The following is a 20,432-nucleotide window of genomic DNA, read 5'->3' as shown; positions in this document are numbered from 1 at the left end:
GTCGTCGCCATTGCCGCCACTCTGCTCTGGATAAGGTAACTGTCCACACGGCCTAAGGCCATATGCGATTCCCCTACCCTTTCAGGGGAAGGGAGAACGCCGCTACAGCTGCTTGATCTGCACGTTGCGGAACTTGACCACGCCCGAGCCATATTGAAGCGCGATCGGACCACTTGCGTGCTTGCTGTCCTGCACGTCGACGGTCTTCTCTCCGTTGAGGACGACAACGAGATGCGGGCCCTGCGCCGTGATCTCATAGGTGTTCCACTTGCCCGCCGCCTTGGGCATCGGATTGACCTTGCCGACATCGACGATCGCGCCGGTGCCGTAGGTCGGATCGGGCCGCTTGTCGAAGATATTGACCTCGTAGCAGACCTTGGAATCGATGGTCTTGTTGGTGTCGCAGCGGATGAAGATGCCGCTGTTCGCTTCTTCGTCAGTCCAGAACTCGGCCTTGATCTGGAAGTCCTCGTAGGAATTCTTGCTGACGAGATAGGACAGGTCCTTGCCGTCGAGCTTGTCGGCGACCAGCGCGCCGTCCTTCAACGTCCAGTTCGCCTTGCCCACCTCGTCCCAGTCGCCTTTCTTGGTACCGTCGAGCAATGTGACCCAGCCGTCTCCCTCGGCGGAAGCGAGATTGAAGGACATAGCGGTACCGATCAGAAGACCGGCCGCAAGCGTCCACACATGTTTCATGAAAAGCATCCTCCCGATGTTGTTTTGATTTGTGCGGGCAAACTAATCACTGCCGCGTGCGAGCGCAAATCGATTTCGATGCTGCAGTTGCGTTGTGCGGGGAAGCCGCGCATCCGCCGATCACGCATGCACGCGTGCGTCTTGTCCAGCACCAGCGCCCCCGAATAGCATCGAGCGCAACAGAGATGGACCAACCAAGCGTCCATCCGAAAACGGGAGGAAGTGATGATCGTCAGTGCCTGGCGTTACCTTGCAATCCCGCTTGCCCTCGCCGCCACACTGAGCATCGGCTCCGCCGCCGAGCTCAATCCCGCCGCCGTTGTCTATAAATTGCCTGACCAGATTCCCTGGGGGCCAGTGGACGCGCGCGGCGCGCAGAACGCCGTGGTGGTCGGCGATCCCGCAAAGCCCGGCTTCTACGTGGTCTATACCAAATGGACCAAGGGCAACCATTTCAGCCATCCGCATTTCCATCCGAACGACCGCTATATTGTCGTGCTGCAAGGCACCTGGTGGGTGGGATCGGGAACGAAGTTCGATCCGGACAAAGGCACCGTGGCGATGCCCGCCGGCAGCTTCGTCACCCATTACGGCAAGCAGGTGCATTGGGACGGCGCCAAGGACGAGGACGCCGTGCTCCTGATCATGGGCGAAGGACCGGCGACGGCGACCGCGGCGGAGGAGAAGTAACGACTTCGTAGGGTGGGCAAAGCGCTGCGTGCCCACCGTCAAGCACTCCGCCCGTGGTGGTGGGCACGCTGCGCTTTGCCCACCCTACACGCACAGCAACCTTTGCTCGGCTGCCGCGTTCATCCTCTCCAACTGTACGGAGATCAACGATGGCAATGGCCACAGAGATCAAGGAACATATGGACGTCATCTCGTCGGACCGGAAGACGGTTGGAAAGGTCGATCATCTCGAAGGAACCGACAAGATCAAGCTGACCAAGCAAAGCTCACCGGACGGACAGCACCATCATTTCATTCCGCTGTCCTGGGTGGACCATGTCGACCAGCACGTTCATCTGAACAAGACCGGCACTGAGGTGACCACGCACTGGCAACACGGCCAGCAATAGCGGCTTTGCGCGGGGCGCGGAGGCGGATATCATGAGAGCACAACAGAGAAGCCCGATGCATCCAGCCGCGAAACTGCAATTTGAGCGCATCGTCGACGAATATGGACGCTGGCGCGCCATTCCGGAAAGTGAACGGCCGCCGGCGCCTGCCTGGTGGTGGGGGCCGGCATTCGAACTGCGCCAATCCGTGGTGGAATTGCCGGCCGATTGGAGTATCCGATTGGGCCTCGCCAAGGGCGAGACTTACGCCGCAGGCGCTGCTGTCCTGCTCAAATCGCTTGCCGGCCAAACCTATCTGCCGTGGCCTTATGATTTCTCGCGCAAGGTGAAGTCGACCGATTCGGATGTGCGCGACCTGCATGTGCAGCCATCAGATGACAGCGCGTTTCCGCCCTAGGTCCAACGCTGCCTGATCGTCCGCGGCATCTTCCTCAGGCTGCAGCGGCGGAGAAATAAGCGCCGGCGCCGAGCGCAACAACTCGGCGAGCTCCCGCGCGGGCAGCGGCTTGCTGAGCCGAAAGCCCTGCATCTCGTCGCAGCCATGGTCGCGCAGGAAGCGCTCCTGCTCGGCCGTCTCCACGCCCTCGGCGATCACGGTCATGCCGAGCGCCTTGCCCATGCTGATGATGGCCTGCGCGATCGCCTGGTCCTCGCTGTCGCGGGCGAGGTCGCGCACGAAGGAGCGATCGATCTTGATAGTATCGATCGGAAACTGCTTCATCAGCGACATCGACGAATAGCCGGTGCCGAAATCGTCGATCGCCAGGCGGATGCCGCGGCTCTGGATCGCATCCAGCACCCGGATCGTCCGGGGCACGTTGCGCATCACCATGCTTTCGGTGACCTCGAGCTGCAGCAACGCCGGCGACATGCCGCTTGAAAGCAGCGCCTCGTCGACGTCGTGCAGGAGATTCTCGTCGCCGAATTGCCGCGGCGAGAGGTTGACCGCCATCGTCACCGGCCGCAAGCCGCGGCGCTGCCAGGCCATGTTCTGCGCGCAGGCCTCCTTCAGCACCCAGCGACCGATCGGCACGATCAGCCCGATTTCCTCCGCAAGCGGAATGAACTGGGCGGGCGCGACCTGCCCGAGATCGGGATGGGTCCAGCGCAGCAGCGCTTCGACGCCGGTGATCTGGCCGCTCGCGATGTCGATCTTCGGCTGGTAGAAGAGCGAGAACTGATCGCGCTCCAGCGCGCGGCGCAGGGCATTCTCCAGCGTCAGCCGCTCAATCGACTGCGTCTTGATCTCCTTGGAGTAGAAGCGGAAGCCGTTCTTGCCGTCCTCCTTGGCGAGATACATCGCCATGTCGGCGTTCTTGGTCAGCGTCTTGGCGTCCAAGCCATCCGCAGGATACATCGCGACGCCGATCGAGGCCGTGGTCTGGCATTCGTGGCCGCTCAGTTGCAGCGGCTGGCTGAGTGCCGACAACAGGCTCTCGGCGATCGTCTCGACGTCGGCACGGTCGGTCTCTTCCAGAATGACGACGAATTCATCGCCGCCGAGCCGGGCGATGACGTCGCTCGAACGCAAGGTCCCGCGTAGGCGATCGGCGATCTTGACCAGCAGCAGGTCGCCGGCGTCGTGGCCAAGCGAATCGTTGATGACCTTGAAACGGTCGAGATCGATGAACAGCAGCGCGAACTGACGCTGATGACGGCCGGCCACCTCGATCGCGTGGCGCAGCAATTCGTTGAAGGTTTCCCGGTTGGGCAAACGCGTCAGGCCGTCGTGCGAGGCGAGATATTCGATCCGCTCGTCGGCCCTCGCCTTCTCGTCGGCGCGATCGAAATTTTCCAGCGCGAACGAGACGTTATCGGCGAGACGTCGCAACAGCCCGATCAACTCGGGGCTGACGGCGCCGATCTCGCAGGAGAGGAAGATGATGGCGCCGATCGGCTTGCCGTTCTTCAATAACGGAAATGCGGCGCCCGAGCGGGTGCCGGCGTCGCGCAGGACCTGATAGAACGGGCTCGAATCGCCGAAGTCGCCGAGATAGTCGTTGCTGATGCAGGGTTTCCGGGTGCGGAACGCGATGCCGGTGAGGCTCCGCCCTTCGGGATGCGCCGCATTGATGGACAGACGCACGTTGAACGCGCGCTCGCCGTCGGGACCGGCCGAGGCGACGTTTTCCAGGTAGTCGTCGCCTGGCCGCTCCAGCGCAATCGCGGTGGAGGTGAAATTGCCGCCGACGACGGCGGCCTCGCAGACCAGGTGGAACAGCTCGGTCCGCGACTTCGCCCGCATGATCGCTTCGTTGGTGGCGCTGAGCGCCGCAAACATCCGCGTCAGCCGCTCCTTCTGCTCCTCGGTCCTCGCCTTCTCGTCAGCGCGCTCGAAGCTGCCAAGCGCGAACGACACGTTGTCAGCCAGCCGCTGCAGCAGTTCGGCGAACTCGGCGATAAAGGTGTCGTGTTCGGACGAGATGAAGAGCATCACGCCGACCGGCTCACCGTCGACGAACAACGGGAACGCCGCGCCCGATCGCGCGCCCTCGCGTTCGATGATGTCCCGGAACGCACTGTCCTCAATGTCCTTCAGGAAGTTGTTGTTGATGCTGGCCTGCCTGGAACGGAATGCCGTCCCGCAAAGCCCGCGCCCCTCCGGAACAGCCTCGTCGATCGATACCTTGAGATTGCGGGCGTTCTCGGACGTCGGTCCTGCGGTCGCCGCCATCTCGAGATAGTCGCTGCCGGGCGCGACCAGGAAGATGCTGGTCGAGTTGAACCTGGCGCCCTTGCCGGCCGCCTGGCACACCAGCTTGAACATCTCCTCTCGTGACTTCGCCCGCATGATCGCTTCGTTGGTCGCGCTCAGCGCCGCGAACATTCGCGACAACCGATCCTTTTGCCGCTCGGCCCTGGCCTTTTCATTGGCGTGTTCGAAATTGTCGAGCGCCACCGATACGTTCTCGGCGATCCGCGCCATCAGCGCGACGATCTCTTCGTCCGTCGCCCACGACCTGCCGACAAAGAACAACAAGACGCCGATGCTCTTGCCGAACTTGGTCACGGGGACCGCGATGCAGGCCATGACGCCGGCGTCGTATCCCACCTGTCGCCACGGACCGTCCGATTTCGGGATATCGTTGTTGATGCACGGCCGCTGCGTCCGGAACGCCTGCCCGCAGACGCCCTTGCCGTAGATATTGTCCGGATCGATCGAGAAGCGCGTTTGCGTGATCAGGTCGATGGCGTCGCCAGTGCCGGCGACCGGTTCGAGCCAATGGGAATCCGGGTCAGCGAGCAGGACCACGGCGGCAACGGATTTCCCGCTATGGACGGCGGCGTCGCAGACCCGCTGATAGAGATCGTGCTCGGTCTTGGCGCGAAGGATCGCTTCGTTGGTCGCGCTGATGGCGCCGAACATCTGGTTCAGCCGGCGCATCGCCCGTTCGCTGCTCTTGCGCATGCGCTCATGCTCGAAATTGTCCAGCGCAAACGAAACATTCGCGGCCATGCGCGCCAGCAGCGACACGAGCTCGTTGCCGAGCGAGCCGACCTCGCGCCGGGTGACAAGGAAAACGCCGACGCTGCGGCCATTGCAGATCAGCGGCATTGCCGCTGCCGCGGCAACCTCGCTATCGCGGACGCCGGCGCGCCAGGCGAGCGAGCGCTGGTCATTCAGATAGTCGTTGCTGACACAGGCCTTCTGGTCCCGGAACGCCTGTCCGCACACCCCTTCGCCCTCCGGCGTATTCGCTATGATCGAGACGGGGATGCCGCGCAGCCGCGCGATATCGTCGCCGAACCCGACCGCAAAGCGCAGCAGGCTGGTCTCGGCATCCAGCAGGAAGACCGCCGTCGCCAGGAAGTCGCCGCTGGAAAACGCGGCCTCGCAGACCTTGGCGTACAGCTCCTCCGGCGATTTGGCGTACAGGATCGCTTCGTTGCTGGCGTTCAACGCCGCGAAGGTACCCCTGATGGTCTGCTCCAAGCGATCAACTCCCTGCGGCCAGTCTCGGCCGGCCCCGCGGGATTTTATGCGGAGCAGAGACCTAAGTGGACGTTAGGAACAGCTATAAGTTGCGAGTCAGAGTAAATGTGGGGCGAACAAAGTCGGATAGAACCCCCGCAAAATTACCGGTTTGTTGACGATTTCTTCTGACGCGGCGCGCCACTGACTGAGGCGCGACGCGACCCCTGCAGGGGCTCGGTTCCCTGCCATGAGACCCGCTGCCCTGAAAAGCCGCGCCGGCGTCATGGCGGACCGGACATTCTGGCCTTGCTCGTCGCCTACTCCTTTGAGACCATGGCGAACCACAAACAAGCAAGACCCGCCACGTGACGCGGGCTTCAACCTGAGGAAACCCCATGCCGATCGTCCACGCCGATCGTCTCACCCGCATCGGTGCGGCGCTGCTGCGCGGCGCCGGCGCGTCGGAGGAGGAAGCCCAGGCGGTCGCGGTCGGCTGCGTCAACGCCAACCTCGCCGGTCACGACTCGCACGGGATCATCGCGGTCCCGACCTATATCGACCGCATCAAGGCCGGCCATATCGTGCCCGGCGCGAAATGGACCATCGTCCAGGAATCGCCGACCACGACCGTGATCGACGGCAATTGGGGCTTTGGCTTCCACGTCAATGCCAAGGCGATGGAATTGACGATTGCGAAGGCGAAGACCGCCAATGTCGCCGCCTGCACCGTGTTCCGGCAGAGCCATGTCGGGCGGCTCGCGCACTATCCGCTGATGGCGATGCGCGAGGGCATGATCGGGATTGCCACCGCCGATTCCGGCCGCTCGCCAAAACACGTCGCGCCGTTCGGCGGCCGCGAGGCGCGGCTCGGCACCAACCCGATCTCGATCGCAGTGCCCTCCGAGCTCGAGGCGCCCTTCTATCTGGACATGGCGACATCGGCGGTCGCGGCCGGCAAGATCCAGCTCGCGGTCGCGCGCGGCGAACGGATTCCAACCGGATGGATCATCGACGCCGAGGGCCGCCACACCACCGACCCGACAGACTATCGCAAGGGCGGCGCGTTGCTGCCGCTCGGCGGCAGCGAGGGCTATAAGGGCTCTGGCCTGGCAGCAATGGTGGAAGTCCTGTGCGGCCTGCTCACCGGGCTTGGATTCGGCGTTGAGCCGACCGGGCGCCACAATGACGGACGCTTCATGGCGGTGTTCAATGTTGCCGCCTTCCGTCCGCTGCAGGATTTCAAGCGCGAGGTGGCGGAGTTTGCACGCTACCTGAAATCGACGCCGGCCTCGGAAGGAAGTCCGGGCGTGTTCTATCCCGGCGAGGTCGAATTTCTGCGCGAGCAGGAGCGTGGGAAGAACGGCATCGAGATCGAGGATGCGACCTGGGACAAGCTCCGCGCGCTCGCCGGCGAGTACGGGCTGACAAAACAACTCGATCTGGCGTGAGACAGGGATAACGGCATGACACGGCAAATGGCACTGGTCGGCTTCCTGCAGGCGCAGAACTGCACCAATCTGCCGGGCTCCTGGCGCCATCCGGAATCGCGCGACGATTCGATGTCGGCGGATTACTACCAGGAGATCGCGCGGATCCTGGAAGCCGGCAAATTCCACATGGCGTTCTTCGACGACCGTCTGGCGATGCCGGACCGCTATGGCAACGATCACGCCCATACCGTCGAATACGGCATCCGCTGCGTGAAGATGGATCCGATCATCGTGCTGACCACGATGGGCATGGTCACCGAGAAGCTCGGCCTCGCCTCGACCTGTTCGACCACCTATTACGAGCCGTTCGACGTCGCGCGCCGTTTCGCCACCCTCGACCTGATGACCGGCGGCCGTGCCGGCTGGAACGTGGTGACGTCGGTCAATGACGGCGAAGCGCTCAACATGGGCCGCGAGCACCATCTCGAACACGATTTGCGCTACGACCGCGCCGACGAATTCATGGAGGTCGTGCTCGGCCATTGGGATTCCTGGGAAGACGGCGCTGTTATCATCGACAAAAAGAGCGGCCGCTTTGCCGATCCGACCAAGGTGAAGCGGCTCGATCACGATGGAAAGTTCTTCAAGTCGCGCGGACCCTTCACGGTGCCGCGTTCGCCGCAGGGCCATCCTGTCATCATCCAGGCCGGCGCTTCCGGCCGCGGCCAGCGCTTCGCCGGGCGATGGGGCGAGGTGATCTTCACCGCCGCGCGCAATCTTGCGAGCGCAAGGCAAGGCTATGAGGCGATCCGCAATGAGGCCGCAACGGCCGGCCGCGATCCCGAGCAGATGTTTCTCTGCAATCTGACAACGCCGGTCTGCGGCGCAACCAAGGCCGAGGCGGAAGACCGGATGGCGCTGATCCAGAAGCTGCCGCTGGAGATCGACGCGCTGTCGCTGCTCGCCGAGGGGCTGAATTTCGATTTCGGCGCCAAGGGCATCGACGAGCCGCTGACGACGAAAGAACTGCAGGGCATGCAAGGCATGCTCGGCATCCGCGACGGCGTGCTGAAAACCTCCGGCAAGGCCAATCCGAGCACGCGCGACTTCATCACCTTCTCCGGCCGCGGCCTGGTGCAGGATGCGATCGTCGGCGGACCGAAGGAAATCGCCGATCGGCTGGAGGAGATGTTCGTCGGGCGCGGCTGCGACGGCTTTGTCATTGCGGCGAGCTATGTGCCCGGTTCCTACGCTGATTTCGTTCGCCACGTCGTGCCGGAATTGCAGCGCCGCGGGCTCTTCCACCGTGACTACGCCGGCAAGACGCTGCGCGAGAATCTCGGCCTGCCCCGTCCCGTCGCCGGTGTGTGGAAAACCCAACCGCAGGTCGCGGCCGAATAAGAGAGAAAATCGATGCGTTGGCTCAAATTCACCGCCCAGGGAAAAACCTCCTGGGGTCACGTCGAGGGTGAGAAGGTCATCACCGTGGACGGCGATCCCTTCGGCGAATGGCGGCGCACCGCGCTGACGCATGCACTTGGCGACGTGAGGATCGAGCTGCCGCTGATCCCGCGCACCTTCTATTGCGTCGGGCTGAATTATCTGAAGCACCTGAAGGAAGCCGCCGACAAGCGCGGCGAGATCCCGGCCGTGCCTGACCGGCCCGAAATCGGCTACCGCGCCCAGAACGCGCTGATCGCCCATGACGAGGACGTGGTGATCCCCGCGACTGCAACGGAAAATATCCACTACGAGGGCGAGCTCGTGGTCGTCATCGGCAAGAAGGCAAAACACCTCGATGCGGCAAACGCGATGTCTTGCGTGTTCGGCTACACCATCGGCAACGACGTCAGTGAGCGCAGTTGGCAGAAGGCCGACCGCGGCCTGTGGCGCTCCAAGAATGCCGACACCTTCAAGCCGATGGGTCCATGGATCGAGACCGATGTCGATCTCGACACCATGGAGACGGTGGTGCGGGTCAACGGCAAGGAGACCAACCGCTTCCGCACCAACGACATGATCTTCGGCATCGTCCCCTTCATCGTCGAATTGACGAAGTATTTCACGCTGTGGCCGGGCGACGTGATCTGGATGGGCACCGACGGCGCCTCGCCGGACCTGAAAGCGGGCGACGTTGTCGAGATCGACATCACCGGCATCGGCACGCTGCGTAACCGGTTCGTAAGAGAGAACCTCTGAAACTTGTAGCCCGGGTGAAGCGGAACGCGTAACCCGGGGACATCTGCGTCAACGTTTGCGACCCGCCCCGGGTTACGCTAACGCTTCACCCGGGCTACGGCATCGCGTCCGCGGATCGCTCCCTTAATCCTTCCGCGGCCGCCGGGTGTCAAACGGCAGGGCGACGCCGGTCTTGATCTCCTTCAGGATCATGTTGGTGCGGACATAGCGGATGCCGGGCACGCGGAACATGAACTCGTCAAGGAACTGATTATAGGCGTGCATGTCGCGCACCACGACGCGCAGGTGATAGTCGGCGTCGCCCGTGGTCGCGAAACATTCCAGGACCTCACTGCGCCGTTTCACCCGCGCCACGAATTCGTCGACGAATTTCGCATCATGCCGCTCCAGCGAGACATGAAGGATCGCCGAGGTCGCGAAGCCGGCGCGCTCGCGCTCCACCAGCGCCGAATAGCCCGATATCACCCCGGACTCCTCCAGCGCGCGCACGCGCCGCCAGCAGGCCGAGGTCGACATGCCGACCGCCTCGGCAAGCTCCTGGTTGGTCGCGCGTCCGTTCTTCTGCAGCTCAGTGAGGATGCGTTCGTCCTGCTCTTCGACCATGAGGGCATCTCCGTTTGGTAAGCTCCACCAAAAATCATAGCTCCCTACAAAATTCTACCGATTTTCGGCGCGTTTTTGGGATGAATAGGTAACACTTGCCAGACCGACGGGATTACCGTCGAGGGACTCGAATCCGATGCGCGAGGCCGGCCATGGACGCCATTTCCTCCCTCGACACCTACCAGCTTTCCGACCGCTACGAACGCGATCACGGGCGCGTCTTCCTCACGGGCACGCAGGCGATCGTCCGCATCGTGCTCGACCAGGCGAAACGCGACCGCGCGGCGGGGCTCAACACCGCCGGCTTCATCTCCGGCTATCGCGGTTCGCCGCTCGGCGGCGTCGATCTCGAACTCTGGCGCATCGCCGATCGCCTCAAGGCGGAGCGCATCGAATTCCTGCCCGCAGTCAACGAAGACCTTGCGGCAACCGCGGTGCTCGGCTCGCAGCAGGTCGAGACCCAGCCCGATCGCACCGTGCAAGGTGTGTTCGGCCTCTGGTACGGCAAGGGCCCGGGCGTCGACCGTTCCGGCGATGCGCTGAAACACGGTAATGCCTATGGCTCGTCGCCGCATGGCGGCGTGCTTGTTGTCGCGGGCGACGATCATGGCTGTGTCTCCTCCTCGATGCCGCACCAGTCCGACGTCGCCTTCATGAGCTGGTTCATGCCGACGCTGCATCCGGCAAGCGTCGCCGAATATCTCGAATTCGGCGAATACGGCTACGCGCTGAGCCGCTTCTCCGGCATGTGGGTCGGCTTCAAGGCGATCTCGGAGATCGTCGAATCCGGCGCCTCCGTTGCACTGCGCCCGCCGCGCGCTTTTCGCGCCCCCGATTTCACGCCGCCGCCCGGCGGCCTGCACTATCGCTGGCCCGATCTTCCAGGTCCGCAGATCGAGGAGCGATTGGAAGCAAAGAAGCACGCGGTCTACGCCTTTGCAAAAGCCAACCCGATCGACCGCCACATCTACGACATCCCGCATGCGACCTATGGCATCGTCACGACCGGCAAGGCGCATCTCGACCTGATGGAAGCGCTGCGGCTGCTAGGCCTCGATGAGGCCGCCTGCCGCCGCCTCGGCATCGATATCTATAAGGTCGGCATGGTCTGGCCGCTCGCGCTGCACGATGCGATGGAGTTCGTGAAGGGCAAACGCGAGATCCTCGTGGTGGAGGAGAAGCGCGGTATCATCGAAAGCCAGTTCAAGGAATATTTCTACGACTATCCGGGCTCGAAGCCGGAGTGGATGGTCGGCAAGCATGACGAGACCGGCGCGCGCCTGATCTCATGGATCGGCGAATTGTCGCCACGCGCGCTCGCCGACGTGCTGGCGCGGCGCCTCGACCCAATCTTCCCCGGCCTCGATCTTGCGAAGCGCACCGCCGCGCTCGCGCCCGATGCACAGCGCGTCATCACGGTCGCGGGCGCAACGCGCACACCCTATTTCTGCTCCGGCTGCCCGCACAACACCTCGACCAAAGTGCCCGAGGGATCGAAGGCGCTCGCCGGCATCGGCTGCCATTTCATGGCGAGCTGGATGGACCGCGAGACCTCGTCCTTGATCCAGATGGGCGGCGAAGGTGTCAACTGGGCGGCATCGTCGCGCTTCACCGGCAACAAGCACATCTTCCAGAATCTCGGCGAAGGCACCTATTATCACTCCGGATCGATGGCGATCCGCCAGGCCGTCGCGGCCGGCGCCAACATCACCTACAAGATCCTGTTCAACGACGCGGTTGCCATGACCGGTGGCCAGCCGGTCGACGGGCCCGTGAGCGTGCATGCCATCGCCCACAGCGTCCGCGCCGAAGGCGTGTCGCGGATCGCGCTGGTCTCGGATGCTCCCTCGCAGTTTGCGCCCGCCGACTTCCCCATCGGCGTCACCATCCATCCGCGCGAGGAGATGGATGCCGTGCAACGCGAGCTGCGCGAAATTCCCGGCGTCTCCGTGCTGATCTACCAGCAGACCTGCGCCACCGAAAAACGCCGCCGGCGCAAGCGCGCCCAGATCGAAGACCCGCCCCGCTTTGCCTATATCAACGACCTCGTCTGCGAAGGTTGCGGCGACTGCTCGGTCGAATCGAACTGCCTCAGCGTCGAGCCGAAGGAGACGCCGTTCGGCCGCAAGCGCCGCATCAATCTCTCCACCTGCAACAAGGATTTCTCCTGCCTCAACGGCTTCTGCCCGAGCTTCGTCACCGTGGAAGGCGCCAAGCGCCGTGCGAAGTCTGCGAGCAGCATCGATCCACAGGCGCGTGCCGCCATGCTGCCCCTGTCGCCGCTTGCACCGCTCGATCGTCCCTATGATCTCCTCGTGACCGGCGTCGGCGGCACCGGCGTCATCACCGTGGGTGCGCTGATCAGCATGGCCGCGCATCTTGAGCGCCGCGGCGTCTCGGTGCTCGATTTCACCGGCTTTGCGCAGAAGTTCGGGCCAGTGCTGAGCTACATCCGCATCGCGTCGAGCCCAGACGAACTGCACCAGGTTCGCATCGACCAGGGCGCGGCCGACGCGCTGATCGGCTGCGATGTCGTCGTCAGTTCCTCTGCCAAGGCGTCGGGCACCTATCGGAAGGGCATGCGCGCCGCGATGAACAGCGCGGAGATGCCGACCGGCGACGTCGTTCGCTTCCGCGATGCGGACCTTGCTGCATCAGCCCGCCTGCGCGCCATCGAGAACGTGATCGGCTGCGGTCATCTCGGCGCGATCGACGCCAATGCGCTGGCCGAGCGGCTGCTCGGCGATACCGTCTATGCCAACATCATCATGCTCGGCTTCGCCTGGCAGCAGGGACTGGTCCCGGTCTCGCTGAACGCGCTGCTCCGCGCGATCGAGCTCAACGGCGTCGCCGTCGAACGCAACAAGCAGGCCTTTGCCTGGGGACGCATCGCCAGCGCCGATCCGAACTTCCTGCCCGGCGCGGATAATGCGAGAATGATCGAAGCGGAAACGCTTGATCAGACGATTGCGCGCCGCGCCGACTTTCTGACGGCCTACCAGGATGCAGCCTATGCCGCGCGCTACCGGAAAATGGTGAAGCGTGTGCAGGATGCGGAAGCTTCGCTGGGAACCGAGGCGCTGACGGACGCAGTCGCGCGCGCTTTGTTCAAGCTGATGGCCTACAAGGACGAGTATGAGGTGGCGCGGCTTCACATGGAGACCGGCTTCCTCGACGAATTGCGCCAGCAGTTCGAAGGCGACTTCTCGGTGAGATATCATCTGGCGCCGCCATTCCTGCCGGCAAGCAAGGACGCGCGCGGCCGGCCACGCAAGCGCAGCTTCGGCCCATGGATCAGGACGCCTCTGAAGATCCTTGCGCGCCTGAAGACGCTGCGCGGCACGCCGTTCGACGTCTTCGGCTACACCGCCGAGCGCCGCGCGGAGCGCGACCTCATCGCTTGGTATGAGGGACAGATCGATGCCATGCTCGGCAGGCTCGATGCGCGACGGATGCCCGACATCCTCACGATTGCCAGAGCACCGATGGAAATCCGCGGCTACGGCCCGGTGAAGGACGCCGCAATCGCCAAGGTGAAGGTGGAGGTCGCGCGCCTGTCGGCGCTGCGTCAGGATCGCGCCGGGGCGTCGCGTTGAGCCGCCGGTGACAGCCAGGTGACCACCACCGTCGCGATCGCCGCAACGGCGATGTTGAGGATCAGCGCGCCGAGCCCGACATAGAAGCTGTAGCTATCGCCACCGTAGCTGATCGTTGCCAGCGGCTTCAGCCCATTGCTCCACGCCGTCCATGATCCCCAGCCGATCCCGGCCGCCCAACCGAGCAGCAACCCTTCGGCGCGGAACCAGCGTGTGAACAGGCTGAACACCAGCGCCGGCAGGATCTGCATGATCCAGAGGCCGCCGAGCAGTTGCAGGTCGAGCGCATATTGCGTCGGCAGGAACAGGATGAAGGCCAACGCGCCGACCTTCACCACCAGCGAGGCGATCTTCGCCACCGATGCCTCGCCGGCATGGGTGATGTCTGGATTGATGTAGGACTTCCAGATATTGCGCGTGAAGAGGTTGGCGGCGCCGATGCTCATCACCGCCGCCGGCACCAAAGCGCCGATCGCGATCGCCGAGAAGGCGAAGCCTGCGAACCAGGACGGGAACAGCGCCTTGAACAGCATCGGCACCACGTCGTTCGGCGAGGACACCTGGATGTGCGCGGCATGGGCCATGTAGCCAAGCAGCGCGATCAGGCCGAGCAGCAGCGTATAGGCCGGCAGCAGGATCGCATTCTTGCGGATCGTCTCGGCAGATTTGGAAGCAAAGATGCCGGTCAGCGTGTGCGGATACATGAAGGCCGCGAGCGCCGAGCCGAGCGCGAGCGTCGCGTAAGGGAGCATCTGCGACGGTTTCAGGATCAGGCCGGTGGCGCCGCCCTTTGCCGTGAAGGCATCATTCGCGGCGGCGAACACTGCGGCGTAACCGCCGAGCTTCGCCGGCACCACTACGACCGCCACCAGCACGACGATATAGATCATCACGTCCTTGACGAAGGCGATCAGCGCCGGCGCGCGCAGGCCGGAACTATAGGTATAGAGCGCAAGGATGACGAAGGCCGCGACGAGCGGCAGTTCGCCGGTTAGTCCCATCGCCTTGATCACGACGCCCATGCCGATCAACTGCAGCGCGATATAGGGCATCGTCGCGACGATGCCGGTGAGCGCGACGACGAATTCGAGCGCGCGCGATTCATGGGTGCCGTGCACGACGTCAGCAGCGGTGACGTAGCCTTTGGCATGCGCCACTTTCCACAACAGAGGCATCACCGCGAACACGAAGGGATAGACGATGATGGTGTAAGGCAGCGCAAAGAAGCCATAGGCGCCGACAGCATACACCAGCGCGGGCACGGCGATGATGGTGTAGGCAGTATAGAAGTCGCCGCCGACGAGGAACCAGGTGATCCAGGTGCCGAATTGCCGGCCACCGAGCCCCCATTCATCGAGATGCTCGCTGGTGGCGCCGGATTTCCAGCGCGCCGCCATGAGGCCCATGACGGTGACGAGCGCAAAGAAGAAAACGAAGACGGAAAGCGGAATCCATTCGATCTGATCGGCCATGACGCGCGTCCTCAGGCTTCGTCAGGCTTGCGGCCGCGGTACACCAGCCAGATCAAGAGTGAAGTGATCGGCACCCAGGCGAGCTGATACCAGTAGAAGAAGGGAAAGCCGAACAGCGACGGTTCCATGAAATTATAGAAGGGCACCCACAACAGGCCGACGAACGGCAGCAGCAACAACAACCACATCGCAGGATTCTAACTCCAGGCTCGCCGGCGACCTCGCGCCGGCTCGTGACTGGAAACGCTGTAACCAGTGGATCGTTGCTGAGCCAAGCACATTTCGACATTGCTGCGTTGCGCGAGCGAGCTTCATCTCAGCACTTGGGGAAACAGCCTCGTAGCCCGGGTGGAGCGTCAGCGTAACCCGGGGAAACTCGTAACCGCTGATGCAGATGTCCCGGGTTCCGCGTTCCGCTCCACCCGGGCTACGGTACTAGATCATCCGCGCCACGATCGGGATCCTGCGCAGCGCCATCGTCAGCGCCCAGCTTGCCGCGAGCGTACCGGCGAACACGATGGCGGCCTTCACGCCGGCCGGCCAGGCACGGTCGTAGACCAGGTATTGCAGGTAGATGATGAAGATGTAGTGCAGGAGATAGATGCCATAAGCCGATGGCTGCATGGCATCTAACATGGGTAATTTGGCCTTTGCGAAACGCAGGAAGGTTGCCGGCAGCGCGAACGCCATCGCCGCGCTGAACAGCGCGAAAGCAAAGGCGTAAGCCACTTCCCACCACGTCGGCGGATTGTTGAAATCGATCCAGTTGTGGTGAGCGTAGACCAGGAACAGGATCGCGCCGTAGAACGCGAGCGCGTAGCCAAGCCACAGCAGCCAGCGCTTCGCCACTTCGCCGTCTTCCGCGAAAATGCCCCTGCGCAGGCTGACCACGCCGATGCCGACGCCGGTGAAGAAATAGGCGGCATAGAGCAAGATGCGGCTGGTCTGGATCGGCAGCGGATAACCGCCCGGCTCGAGCCAGCTCGCATCACCGAAGATCAGGCGCATCGGCACGTAGGAGACGAGCGAGACCATCAGGAATGCGGCGAACACCGTCATCGGCCGGTTGCGCGTCACGAAGATCACCTGGCCCAAGCCCTTGAGCAGCCGCGGCCCGAGCGACCATACGGCGACGGTCAGAATATTGAACGCGAGCAGCACCCACAAGAACCACGCCGGTCCCGACGGCCACGGCCCGATGGTGAGCGTGTGCCACCAGAAATGGAAGAAATTGAAATCGGTGGTATCAGGCAGATGATAGCGCAGGAAGGTCGGATAATAGGCCACCGGCATTAGCACGAAGATCGATACCAGATAGGGAATGCCGAGGCGCCAGGTGCGGCTGGCGATGAAATTCGCTCCTCCCCGGCGCGTCAGGCTGTCGTGTACGAACAGGCCCGAGATCAGGAACATGCAGGCCATGAAGAAACTGTCGTTGAACAGCACGACGAGATCGAAGCCGAGCCAGCGCGCTTTGTCGCCGCTGCCGAAATGAGTGTAGTTCACCACCGAATGATGGATCAGCACCAACAGGATGATGAAGGTGCGCGCGCGGTCGAGCGCAACGATGCGGGTCGTCGCGATTGCGCTTTGATCGGTTCCATCGGTCTTGCGCAGCATCGGGGCCGTTCCGGATCAGATTTCTGTTCGATCACTTTTCGAATGCGTCGTAAACGATCTTCTTGACGTTGACCTCAACGTGCCATCGCCCGGAGGGCGCGTTCAAGAGCAGCACGAAGAACATGTCCTGGGCCGGGTCGACGACGATATACGCCCCCGACGCGCCGTCCCACTTGATCTCGCCGGGCGAGCCCGGCGGAGGCGGCACGGCGTTGCCGGCATCGGTGCGGATGCCGAACCCGTAGCCGAAGCCAAAGCCGTCGCCAGGATAATAGAAAAAGTTGCGGGCGACGCCCGATCCCGGCCCGATATGGTCAGTCGTCATCGCCTTAAAGGTTTTCGGGCCGAGGATGGTCTTGCCATCCAGCGTGCCGCCATTGAGCAGCATCTGGCCGTAACGCGCCATGTCGGCTACCGTCGACACCAGGCCGCCGCCGCCGGATTCCCAACGCGTGACGTCGAGCGGATTGCGCTCGACACGCTCGTCACTGCGCAGCCGCCGCGCGTAGCGGGCGCGCTCCGCCGGATCGGTCAGGAAATATTTGGTCGTGGTCATGCCGAGCGGCTCGAACAGCGCCGTCTTCTCGAACTCATAGAGCGATTGCCCCGATGCGACCTCGATGACGCGGCCGAGCACATCGATCGAATGACCGTAGTCCCATAATGTGCGCGGCTGCTCGGCGAGCGGCAGCTTCGCGATCCGCGCGGCGAATTCGGCATTGTCGAAATCGCCGAGATAGATGCCGTCATAGGCCGCCTTCACCAGCCCCGTGCCATAGAAGCCGTAGGTGATGCCCGAAGTATGCAGCAACAGATCCTCGATCGTGATCGGACGGACCAGCGGCACCAGATCGAGCACCGGGCGGCCCGACTCGTCCTTGCGCTCGACGCCGACCTTCATGTTGGCAAAGGAGGGGATGTATTTGCTGACGGGATCGTCGAGCGCGATCTTGCCGCGGTCGATCAGGATCATCGCCGCCACGCTGGTGACGGTCTTCGTCACCGAATGCAGCGGAAAGATCGTATCCGTGGTCATGTCGATGTTCGCTTCGACGTCGCGCTTGCCGAAGCATTTGAAATAGATCGGCTTGCCATGCCGCTGGATCAGCAGCGCCGCGCCAGGAATCTTTCCGGTCGCGCTCTGCTCGGTAAGGAAGTCGTCGAGACGCGAGAGCTTTTCCATCGACAGCGGCGCATTCGGTGGCGGTCCGAAGCCTGCGGCCGGCAGCGGCGCGATCAGGCAGGCGAGCATCACGGCAAGCGGCGTCATGATTCGGCGCAATGACACCCGCTTCAGCGCAAACATGCTGCTCCCTCCTGCCCTCCGGTCACCGGCAATTTATTGGATTGCGGCGCGCTGCGCCATCATCTCATATCAGACGGCGGTGCGCGAACGGGCAAATACGAAAAGAGCGACGAATTGTGGGGTGGGCAAAGCGCAGCGTGCCCACCATTCCGAGCACGCCGTGAATGGTGAGCACGCTGCGCTTTGCCCACCCTACCAACCCGGCGATTGCGGCATCACGAATACGGGTCGATCAGCTTCCGCTGCTCGGCGCTGTGGTCGACCAGCATGTCGATGAAGGTCCGCACCTTCGCCGATAGATGATGGCGGTGCGGATAGACCGCATTCAGCGAAAGCTCGACGGGCCGGTATTCCGGCAGCAGGCGGACCAGCCGTCCGGCTTCGAGATCGCCGTGAACCATGAACCCTGCAGCGAGGCAAATGCCGGCGCCCTGCAGCGCCGCCATGCGCAGCGCCTCGCCGCTGTTGGTGATGAACCGGCCGGACACCTTCACCGATGCCGGCGCGCCGCCGCGATCGATGAACCGCCACTCGTCCTGGTAAGGATAATTCACATGGCGGACGCAATCGCGCTCGCTGAGCTCGGCGAGCTCATGCACCGTTCCATGCCGTTCGATATAGTCGTGCGAGCAGCACAGCACGTGGCGCCAGGTGGCGAGACTGCGCACGATCAGGCTTGAATCCGGCGGCCGGATCATGCGCACAGCCACGTCAAAGCCCTCGTCGATCATGTCGACCGTGCGCTCGCCCATCGAGAGATCGACTTTGACCTCCGGATAAGTCTTGAGGAACTCGGCGACGACGGGCGCGACATACGGCACCGTGTGGGTATGGGTATAGACGCGCAGCGTGCCTCGCGGCGTCGAGTGCAGCGCGCCCGCGATGTCGTCGGCCTGCTCGATGTCGGCAAGGATCTGGACGCAGCGGTCGTAATAGGTGCGCCCCACCTCGGTAAGGCTCACCTTGCGCGTGGTGCGGTTGAGCAGCCGGACGCCGAGCCGATCCTCCAGCGCCTGGACGTGGTTGCTGACCATCGTCGTGGACATGTTGAGGCGGCGCCCGGCGGCCGAAAAGCCGCCGCTATCCACCACCCGGACAAAGGCCGTCAGGCTGGTCAACCGGTCCATGAGCGAGTTCCCGATTGTTTGCTCTCACTGGATAATCCTTCCAGTTTTTGCGGGATTATCACAGCGCTGGAGACATCGCATCTACCCCACGGATTTGGCGCCCTCCTGCGTGAGGAGGCGCGCCTAAACGCATGCGGGGTAGCCATGTCGACGACATCCTATGTCACTGATACAAAAGAAAAAATAAGCCTGCGCCCGTCGCGGCTGGCGGTCAGGCGGGCGGCATTGGCGCTGGCTGCCGTGCTCGGCATCGCCGGCATTGCCGATTTCGGCTACGACTACCTCACCACCGGCCGCTACCTCGAATCGACCGATGACGCATATGTGAAGGCCGATTCCACGATCGTCTCGCCAAAGGTCTCCGGGTACATCGCGCAGGTGCTGGTCGGCGACAACCAGCCGGTCACGGCCGGCCAGTTGCTGGCCGAAATCGACGACCGCGATTTCCGCGCCGCGCTCGCCCAGGCCCATGCCGATGTCGACGCCTCCGAGGCCGCGGTGCGCAACCTCGATGCCCAGCTCGCGCTGCAGCAGCCGATTATCGAGCAAGGCACCGCCGACGTCGCCGCCGCCGAAGCCAATCTGAAATTCGCGCAGGAAGAGCAGGCTCGTTACGAGGGGCTGATGAAGACCGGCTCCGGCACGGTGCAGCGCGCGCAGCAGACCGATGCCGCGCTTCGTGCCAACAACGCGCAATTGCAGCACTCCAGATCCGGCCTGCTCGCCGCCCAGCGCAAGGTCGATGTACTCACCACCGAACGTGCCAAGGCGGTCGCCCAGCTCGACCGTGCCCGTGCGATGGAGCAGCAGGCATCGTTGAACCTCAGCTATGCCCGCATCACCGCGCCGGTCGACGGCACCGTCGGCGCGCGCTCGCTCAGGGTCGGACAGTATGTTCAGGCCGGCACGCAGTTGATGGCGGTCGTGCCGCTCGACGCCGTCTATGTCGTCGCCAACTTCAAGGAGACGCAGCTCACGAATGTGCGCAACGGCCAGCCGGTCGAAGTCGAGATCGACAGTTTCCGCGGCACCAAGCTGCGCGGCCATGTCGACAGCCTGTCGCCCGCGAGCGGGCTCGAATTCGCGCTACCGCCGCCGGACAACGCGACCGGCAACTTCACCAAGATCGTGCAGCGCGTGCCGGTCAAGATCGTGCTCGATGATATCAGGCTGAAGGGCCTGTTGCGCCCGGGCATGTCCGCGGTGCCGACCGTCGACACCAAGGCCACCGTGCTGGCCGAGCGCGAAGCCAAAAGCCGGCTCGCCTCCGGCGCCGCGCATCCGAACGGGGGCTAGCGGTGAGTTCATCATGCGCTAGGCCGTGTGGACTCTTGGGATTCTCAAATCAGATTGAACGTGATTCAAGGCTTTCTTTTAGGAGGAAGCCT

16 protein-coding genes are annotated in these 20,432 nt (G+C 63.4%); 8 read left to right on the top strand and 8 right to left on the bottom strand.

From position 1 onward, the window contains the following. Positions 1–102 precede the first annotated feature (102 nt). Positions 103–696, bottom strand: coding sequence for a DUF1080 domain-containing protein (locus AAFX91_RS24860; protein ID WP_394568303.1), 594 nt, complete (start codon positions 694–696; stop codon positions 103–105). A 225-nt stretch (positions 697–921) separates the two neighbouring features. Here AAFX91_RS24860 and AAFX91_RS24855 point away from each other — a divergent pair, with 225 nt between their 5' ends. The 3 genes from AAFX91_RS24855 (at position 922) to AAFX91_RS24845 (ending at position 2,172) form a co-directional block, all read left to right on the top strand. Beyond that, on the top strand, positions 922–1,386 hold the full coding sequence (locus AAFX91_RS24855; RefSeq protein WP_130584263.1) for a cupin domain-containing protein: 465 nt from the start codon (positions 922–924) through the stop codon (positions 1,384–1,386). Positions 1,387–1,535: 149 nt separating this feature from the next. Next, a complete protein-coding gene (locus tag AAFX91_RS24850) occupies positions 1,536–1,775 on the top strand; it encodes a DUF2171 domain-containing protein (RefSeq protein WP_130580714.1) in 240 nt (79 codons plus the stop codon). Between the two features lie 31 nt (positions 1,776–1,806). Then, complete coding sequence (locus AAFX91_RS24845) at positions 1,807–2,172, top strand: hypothetical protein (RefSeq protein WP_245476428.1); 366 nt, start codon at positions 1,807–1,809, stop codon at positions 2,170–2,172. Here the strand turns inward: AAFX91_RS24845 and AAFX91_RS24840 are convergent. Further along, positions 2,146–5,709: an EAL domain-containing protein gene (locus tag AAFX91_RS24840; RefSeq protein WP_394568301.1), complete on the bottom strand. Its 3,564-nt coding sequence runs from the start codon at positions 5,707–5,709 to the stop codon at positions 2,146–2,148. The genes AAFX91_RS24845 and AAFX91_RS24840 overlap by 27 nt on opposite strands. A 377-nt stretch (positions 5,710–6,086) precedes the next feature. Between AAFX91_RS24840 and AAFX91_RS24835 the strand changes: the two genes are divergently transcribed. From AAFX91_RS24835 to AAFX91_RS24825, 3 genes are read left to right on the top strand one after another with little or no spacing between them, the layout of a single operon-like run. Next, positions 6,087–7,139 carry an Ldh family oxidoreductase gene (locus AAFX91_RS24835; RefSeq protein WP_394568299.1) on the top strand — a complete coding sequence of 351 codons (1,053 nt, stop codon included), beginning with the start codon at positions 6,087–6,089 and terminating at the stop codon, positions 7,137–7,139. 15 nt (positions 7,140–7,154) lie between these two features. Further along, positions 7,155–8,522, top strand: coding sequence for an LLM class flavin-dependent oxidoreductase (locus AAFX91_RS24830; protein ID WP_394568297.1), 1,368 nt, complete (start codon positions 7,155–7,157; stop codon positions 8,520–8,522). 12 nt (positions 8,523–8,534) lie between these two features. Beyond that, a complete protein-coding gene (locus tag AAFX91_RS24825) occupies positions 8,535–9,320 on the top strand; it encodes a fumarylacetoacetate hydrolase family protein (RefSeq protein ID WP_130580718.1) in 786 nt (261 codons plus the stop codon). A 123-nt stretch (positions 9,321–9,443) separates the two neighbouring features. Here the strand turns inward: AAFX91_RS24825 and AAFX91_RS24820 are convergent, their stop codons facing one another. After that, the gene (locus tag AAFX91_RS24820; RefSeq protein ID WP_130580719.1) at positions 9,444–9,923 is read right to left on the bottom strand and encodes an Lrp/AsnC family transcriptional regulator; all 480 of its coding nucleotides are present in this window, start codon (positions 9,921–9,923) and stop codon (positions 9,444–9,446) included. A 152-nt stretch (positions 9,924–10,075) separates the two neighbouring features. Between AAFX91_RS24820 and AAFX91_RS24815 the strand changes: the two genes are divergently transcribed. Continuing rightward, complete coding sequence (locus AAFX91_RS24815; RefSeq protein ID WP_130580720.1) at positions 10,076–13,519, top strand: indolepyruvate ferredoxin oxidoreductase family protein; 3,444 nt, start codon at positions 10,076–10,078, stop codon at positions 13,517–13,519. Here AAFX91_RS24815 and mctP read toward each other — a convergent pair. The 5 genes from mctP to AAFX91_RS24790 form a co-directional block, all read right to left on the bottom strand. Then, positions 13,492–14,991: a monocarboxylate uptake permease MctP gene (gene mctP / locus AAFX91_RS24810; RefSeq protein ID WP_394568293.1), complete on the bottom strand. Its 1,500-nt coding sequence runs from the start codon at positions 14,989–14,991 to the stop codon at positions 13,492–13,494. The two genes, AAFX91_RS24815 and mctP, sit on opposite strands and share 28 nt — an antisense overlap. Before the next feature lie 11 nt (positions 14,992–15,002). Beyond that, positions 15,003–15,179 (bottom strand): DUF3311 domain-containing protein, encoded by a 177-nt coding sequence (locus AAFX91_RS24805; protein ID WP_130580722.1) that lies wholly within the window; start codon positions 15,177–15,179, stop codon positions 15,003–15,005. A gap of 247 nt (positions 15,180–15,426) precedes the next feature. Then, the gene (locus AAFX91_RS24800) at positions 15,427–16,611 is read right to left on the bottom strand and encodes an acyltransferase (protein ID WP_130580723.1); all 1,185 of its coding nucleotides are present in this window, start codon (positions 16,609–16,611) and stop codon (positions 15,427–15,429) included. 31 nt (positions 16,612–16,642) lie between these two features. After that, complete coding sequence (locus AAFX91_RS24795; protein ID WP_394568291.1) at positions 16,643–17,917, bottom strand: serine hydrolase domain-containing protein; 1,275 nt, start codon at positions 17,915–17,917, stop codon at positions 16,643–16,645. 215 nt (positions 17,918–18,132) lie between these two features. Next, positions 18,133–19,044, bottom strand: a complete 912-nt coding sequence (locus AAFX91_RS24790) for a LysR family transcriptional regulator (RefSeq protein WP_130580726.1) — start codon at positions 19,042–19,044, stop codon at positions 18,133–18,135. Between the two features lie 144 nt (positions 19,045–19,188). On the opposite strand from AAFX91_RS24790, the gene AAFX91_RS24785 reads away from it, so the two are divergent. After that, complete coding sequence (locus AAFX91_RS24785; protein ID WP_394568289.1) at positions 19,189–20,340, top strand: HlyD family secretion protein; 1,152 nt, start codon at positions 19,189–19,191, stop codon at positions 20,338–20,340. Positions 20,341–20,432 lie beyond the last annotated feature (92 nt).

The sequence above is a fragment of the Bradyrhizobium sp. 31Argb genome, from assembly GCF_043638955.1.
Classification (GTDB): Bacteria; Pseudomonadota; Alphaproteobacteria; order Rhizobiales; family Xanthobacteraceae; genus Bradyrhizobium.
Note: the sequence above shows the minus strand (reverse complement) of the source record. Positions and strands in the feature narration are given on the sequence as shown.

Bases quoted from the DNA above. Each gene is read 5' to 3' on its own strand.
- AAFX91_RS24850 (WP_130580714.1), top strand. From the start codon at position 1,536: ATGGCAATGGCCACAGAGATCAAGGAACATATGGACGTCATCTCGTCG.
- AAFX91_RS24795 (WP_394568291.1), bottom strand. From the start codon at position 17,917: ATGTTTGCGCTGAAGCGGGTGTCATTGCGCCGAATCATGACGCCGCTT.
- AAFX91_RS24835 (WP_394568299.1), top strand. From the start codon at position 6,087: ATGCCGATCGTCCACGCCGATCGTCTCACCCGCATCGGTGCGGCGCTG.
- AAFX91_RS24820 (WP_130580719.1), bottom strand. From the start codon at position 9,923: ATGGTCGAAGAGCAGGACGAACGCATCCTCACTGAGCTGCAGAAGAAC.
- AAFX91_RS24860 (WP_394568303.1), bottom strand. From the start codon at position 696: ATGAAACATGTGTGGACGCTTGCGGCCGGTCTTCTGATCGGTACCGCT.
- AAFX91_RS24790 (WP_130580726.1), bottom strand. From the start codon at position 19,044: ATGGACCGGTTGACCAGCCTGACGGCCTTTGTCCGGGTGGTGGATAGC.
- AAFX91_RS24855 (WP_130584263.1), top strand. From the start codon at position 922: ATGATCGTCAGTGCCTGGCGTTACCTTGCAATCCCGCTTGCCCTCGCC.
- AAFX91_RS24800 (WP_130580723.1), bottom strand. From the start codon at position 16,611: ATGCTGCGCAAGACCGATGGAACCGATCAAAGCGCAATCGCGACGACC.
- AAFX91_RS24830 (WP_394568297.1), top strand. From the start codon at position 7,155: ATGACACGGCAAATGGCACTGGTCGGCTTCCTGCAGGCGCAGAACTGC.
- AAFX91_RS24815 (WP_130580720.1), top strand. From the start codon at position 10,076: ATGGACGCCATTTCCTCCCTCGACACCTACCAGCTTTCCGACCGCTAC.
- AAFX91_RS24785 (WP_394568289.1), top strand. From the start codon at position 19,189: ATGTCGACGACATCCTATGTCACTGATACAAAAGAAAAAATAAGCCTG.
- mctP (WP_394568293.1), bottom strand. From the start codon at position 14,991: ATGGCCGATCAGATCGAATGGATTCCGCTTTCCGTCTTCGTTTTCTTC.
- AAFX91_RS24805 (WP_130580722.1), bottom strand. From the start codon at position 15,179: ATGTGGTTGTTGTTGCTGCTGCCGTTCGTCGGCCTGTTGTGGGTGCCC.
- AAFX91_RS24845 (WP_245476428.1), top strand. From the start codon at position 1,807: ATGAGAGCACAACAGAGAAGCCCGATGCATCCAGCCGCGAAACTGCAA.
- AAFX91_RS24825 (WP_130580718.1), top strand. From the start codon at position 8,535: ATGCGTTGGCTCAAATTCACCGCCCAGGGAAAAACCTCCTGGGGTCAC.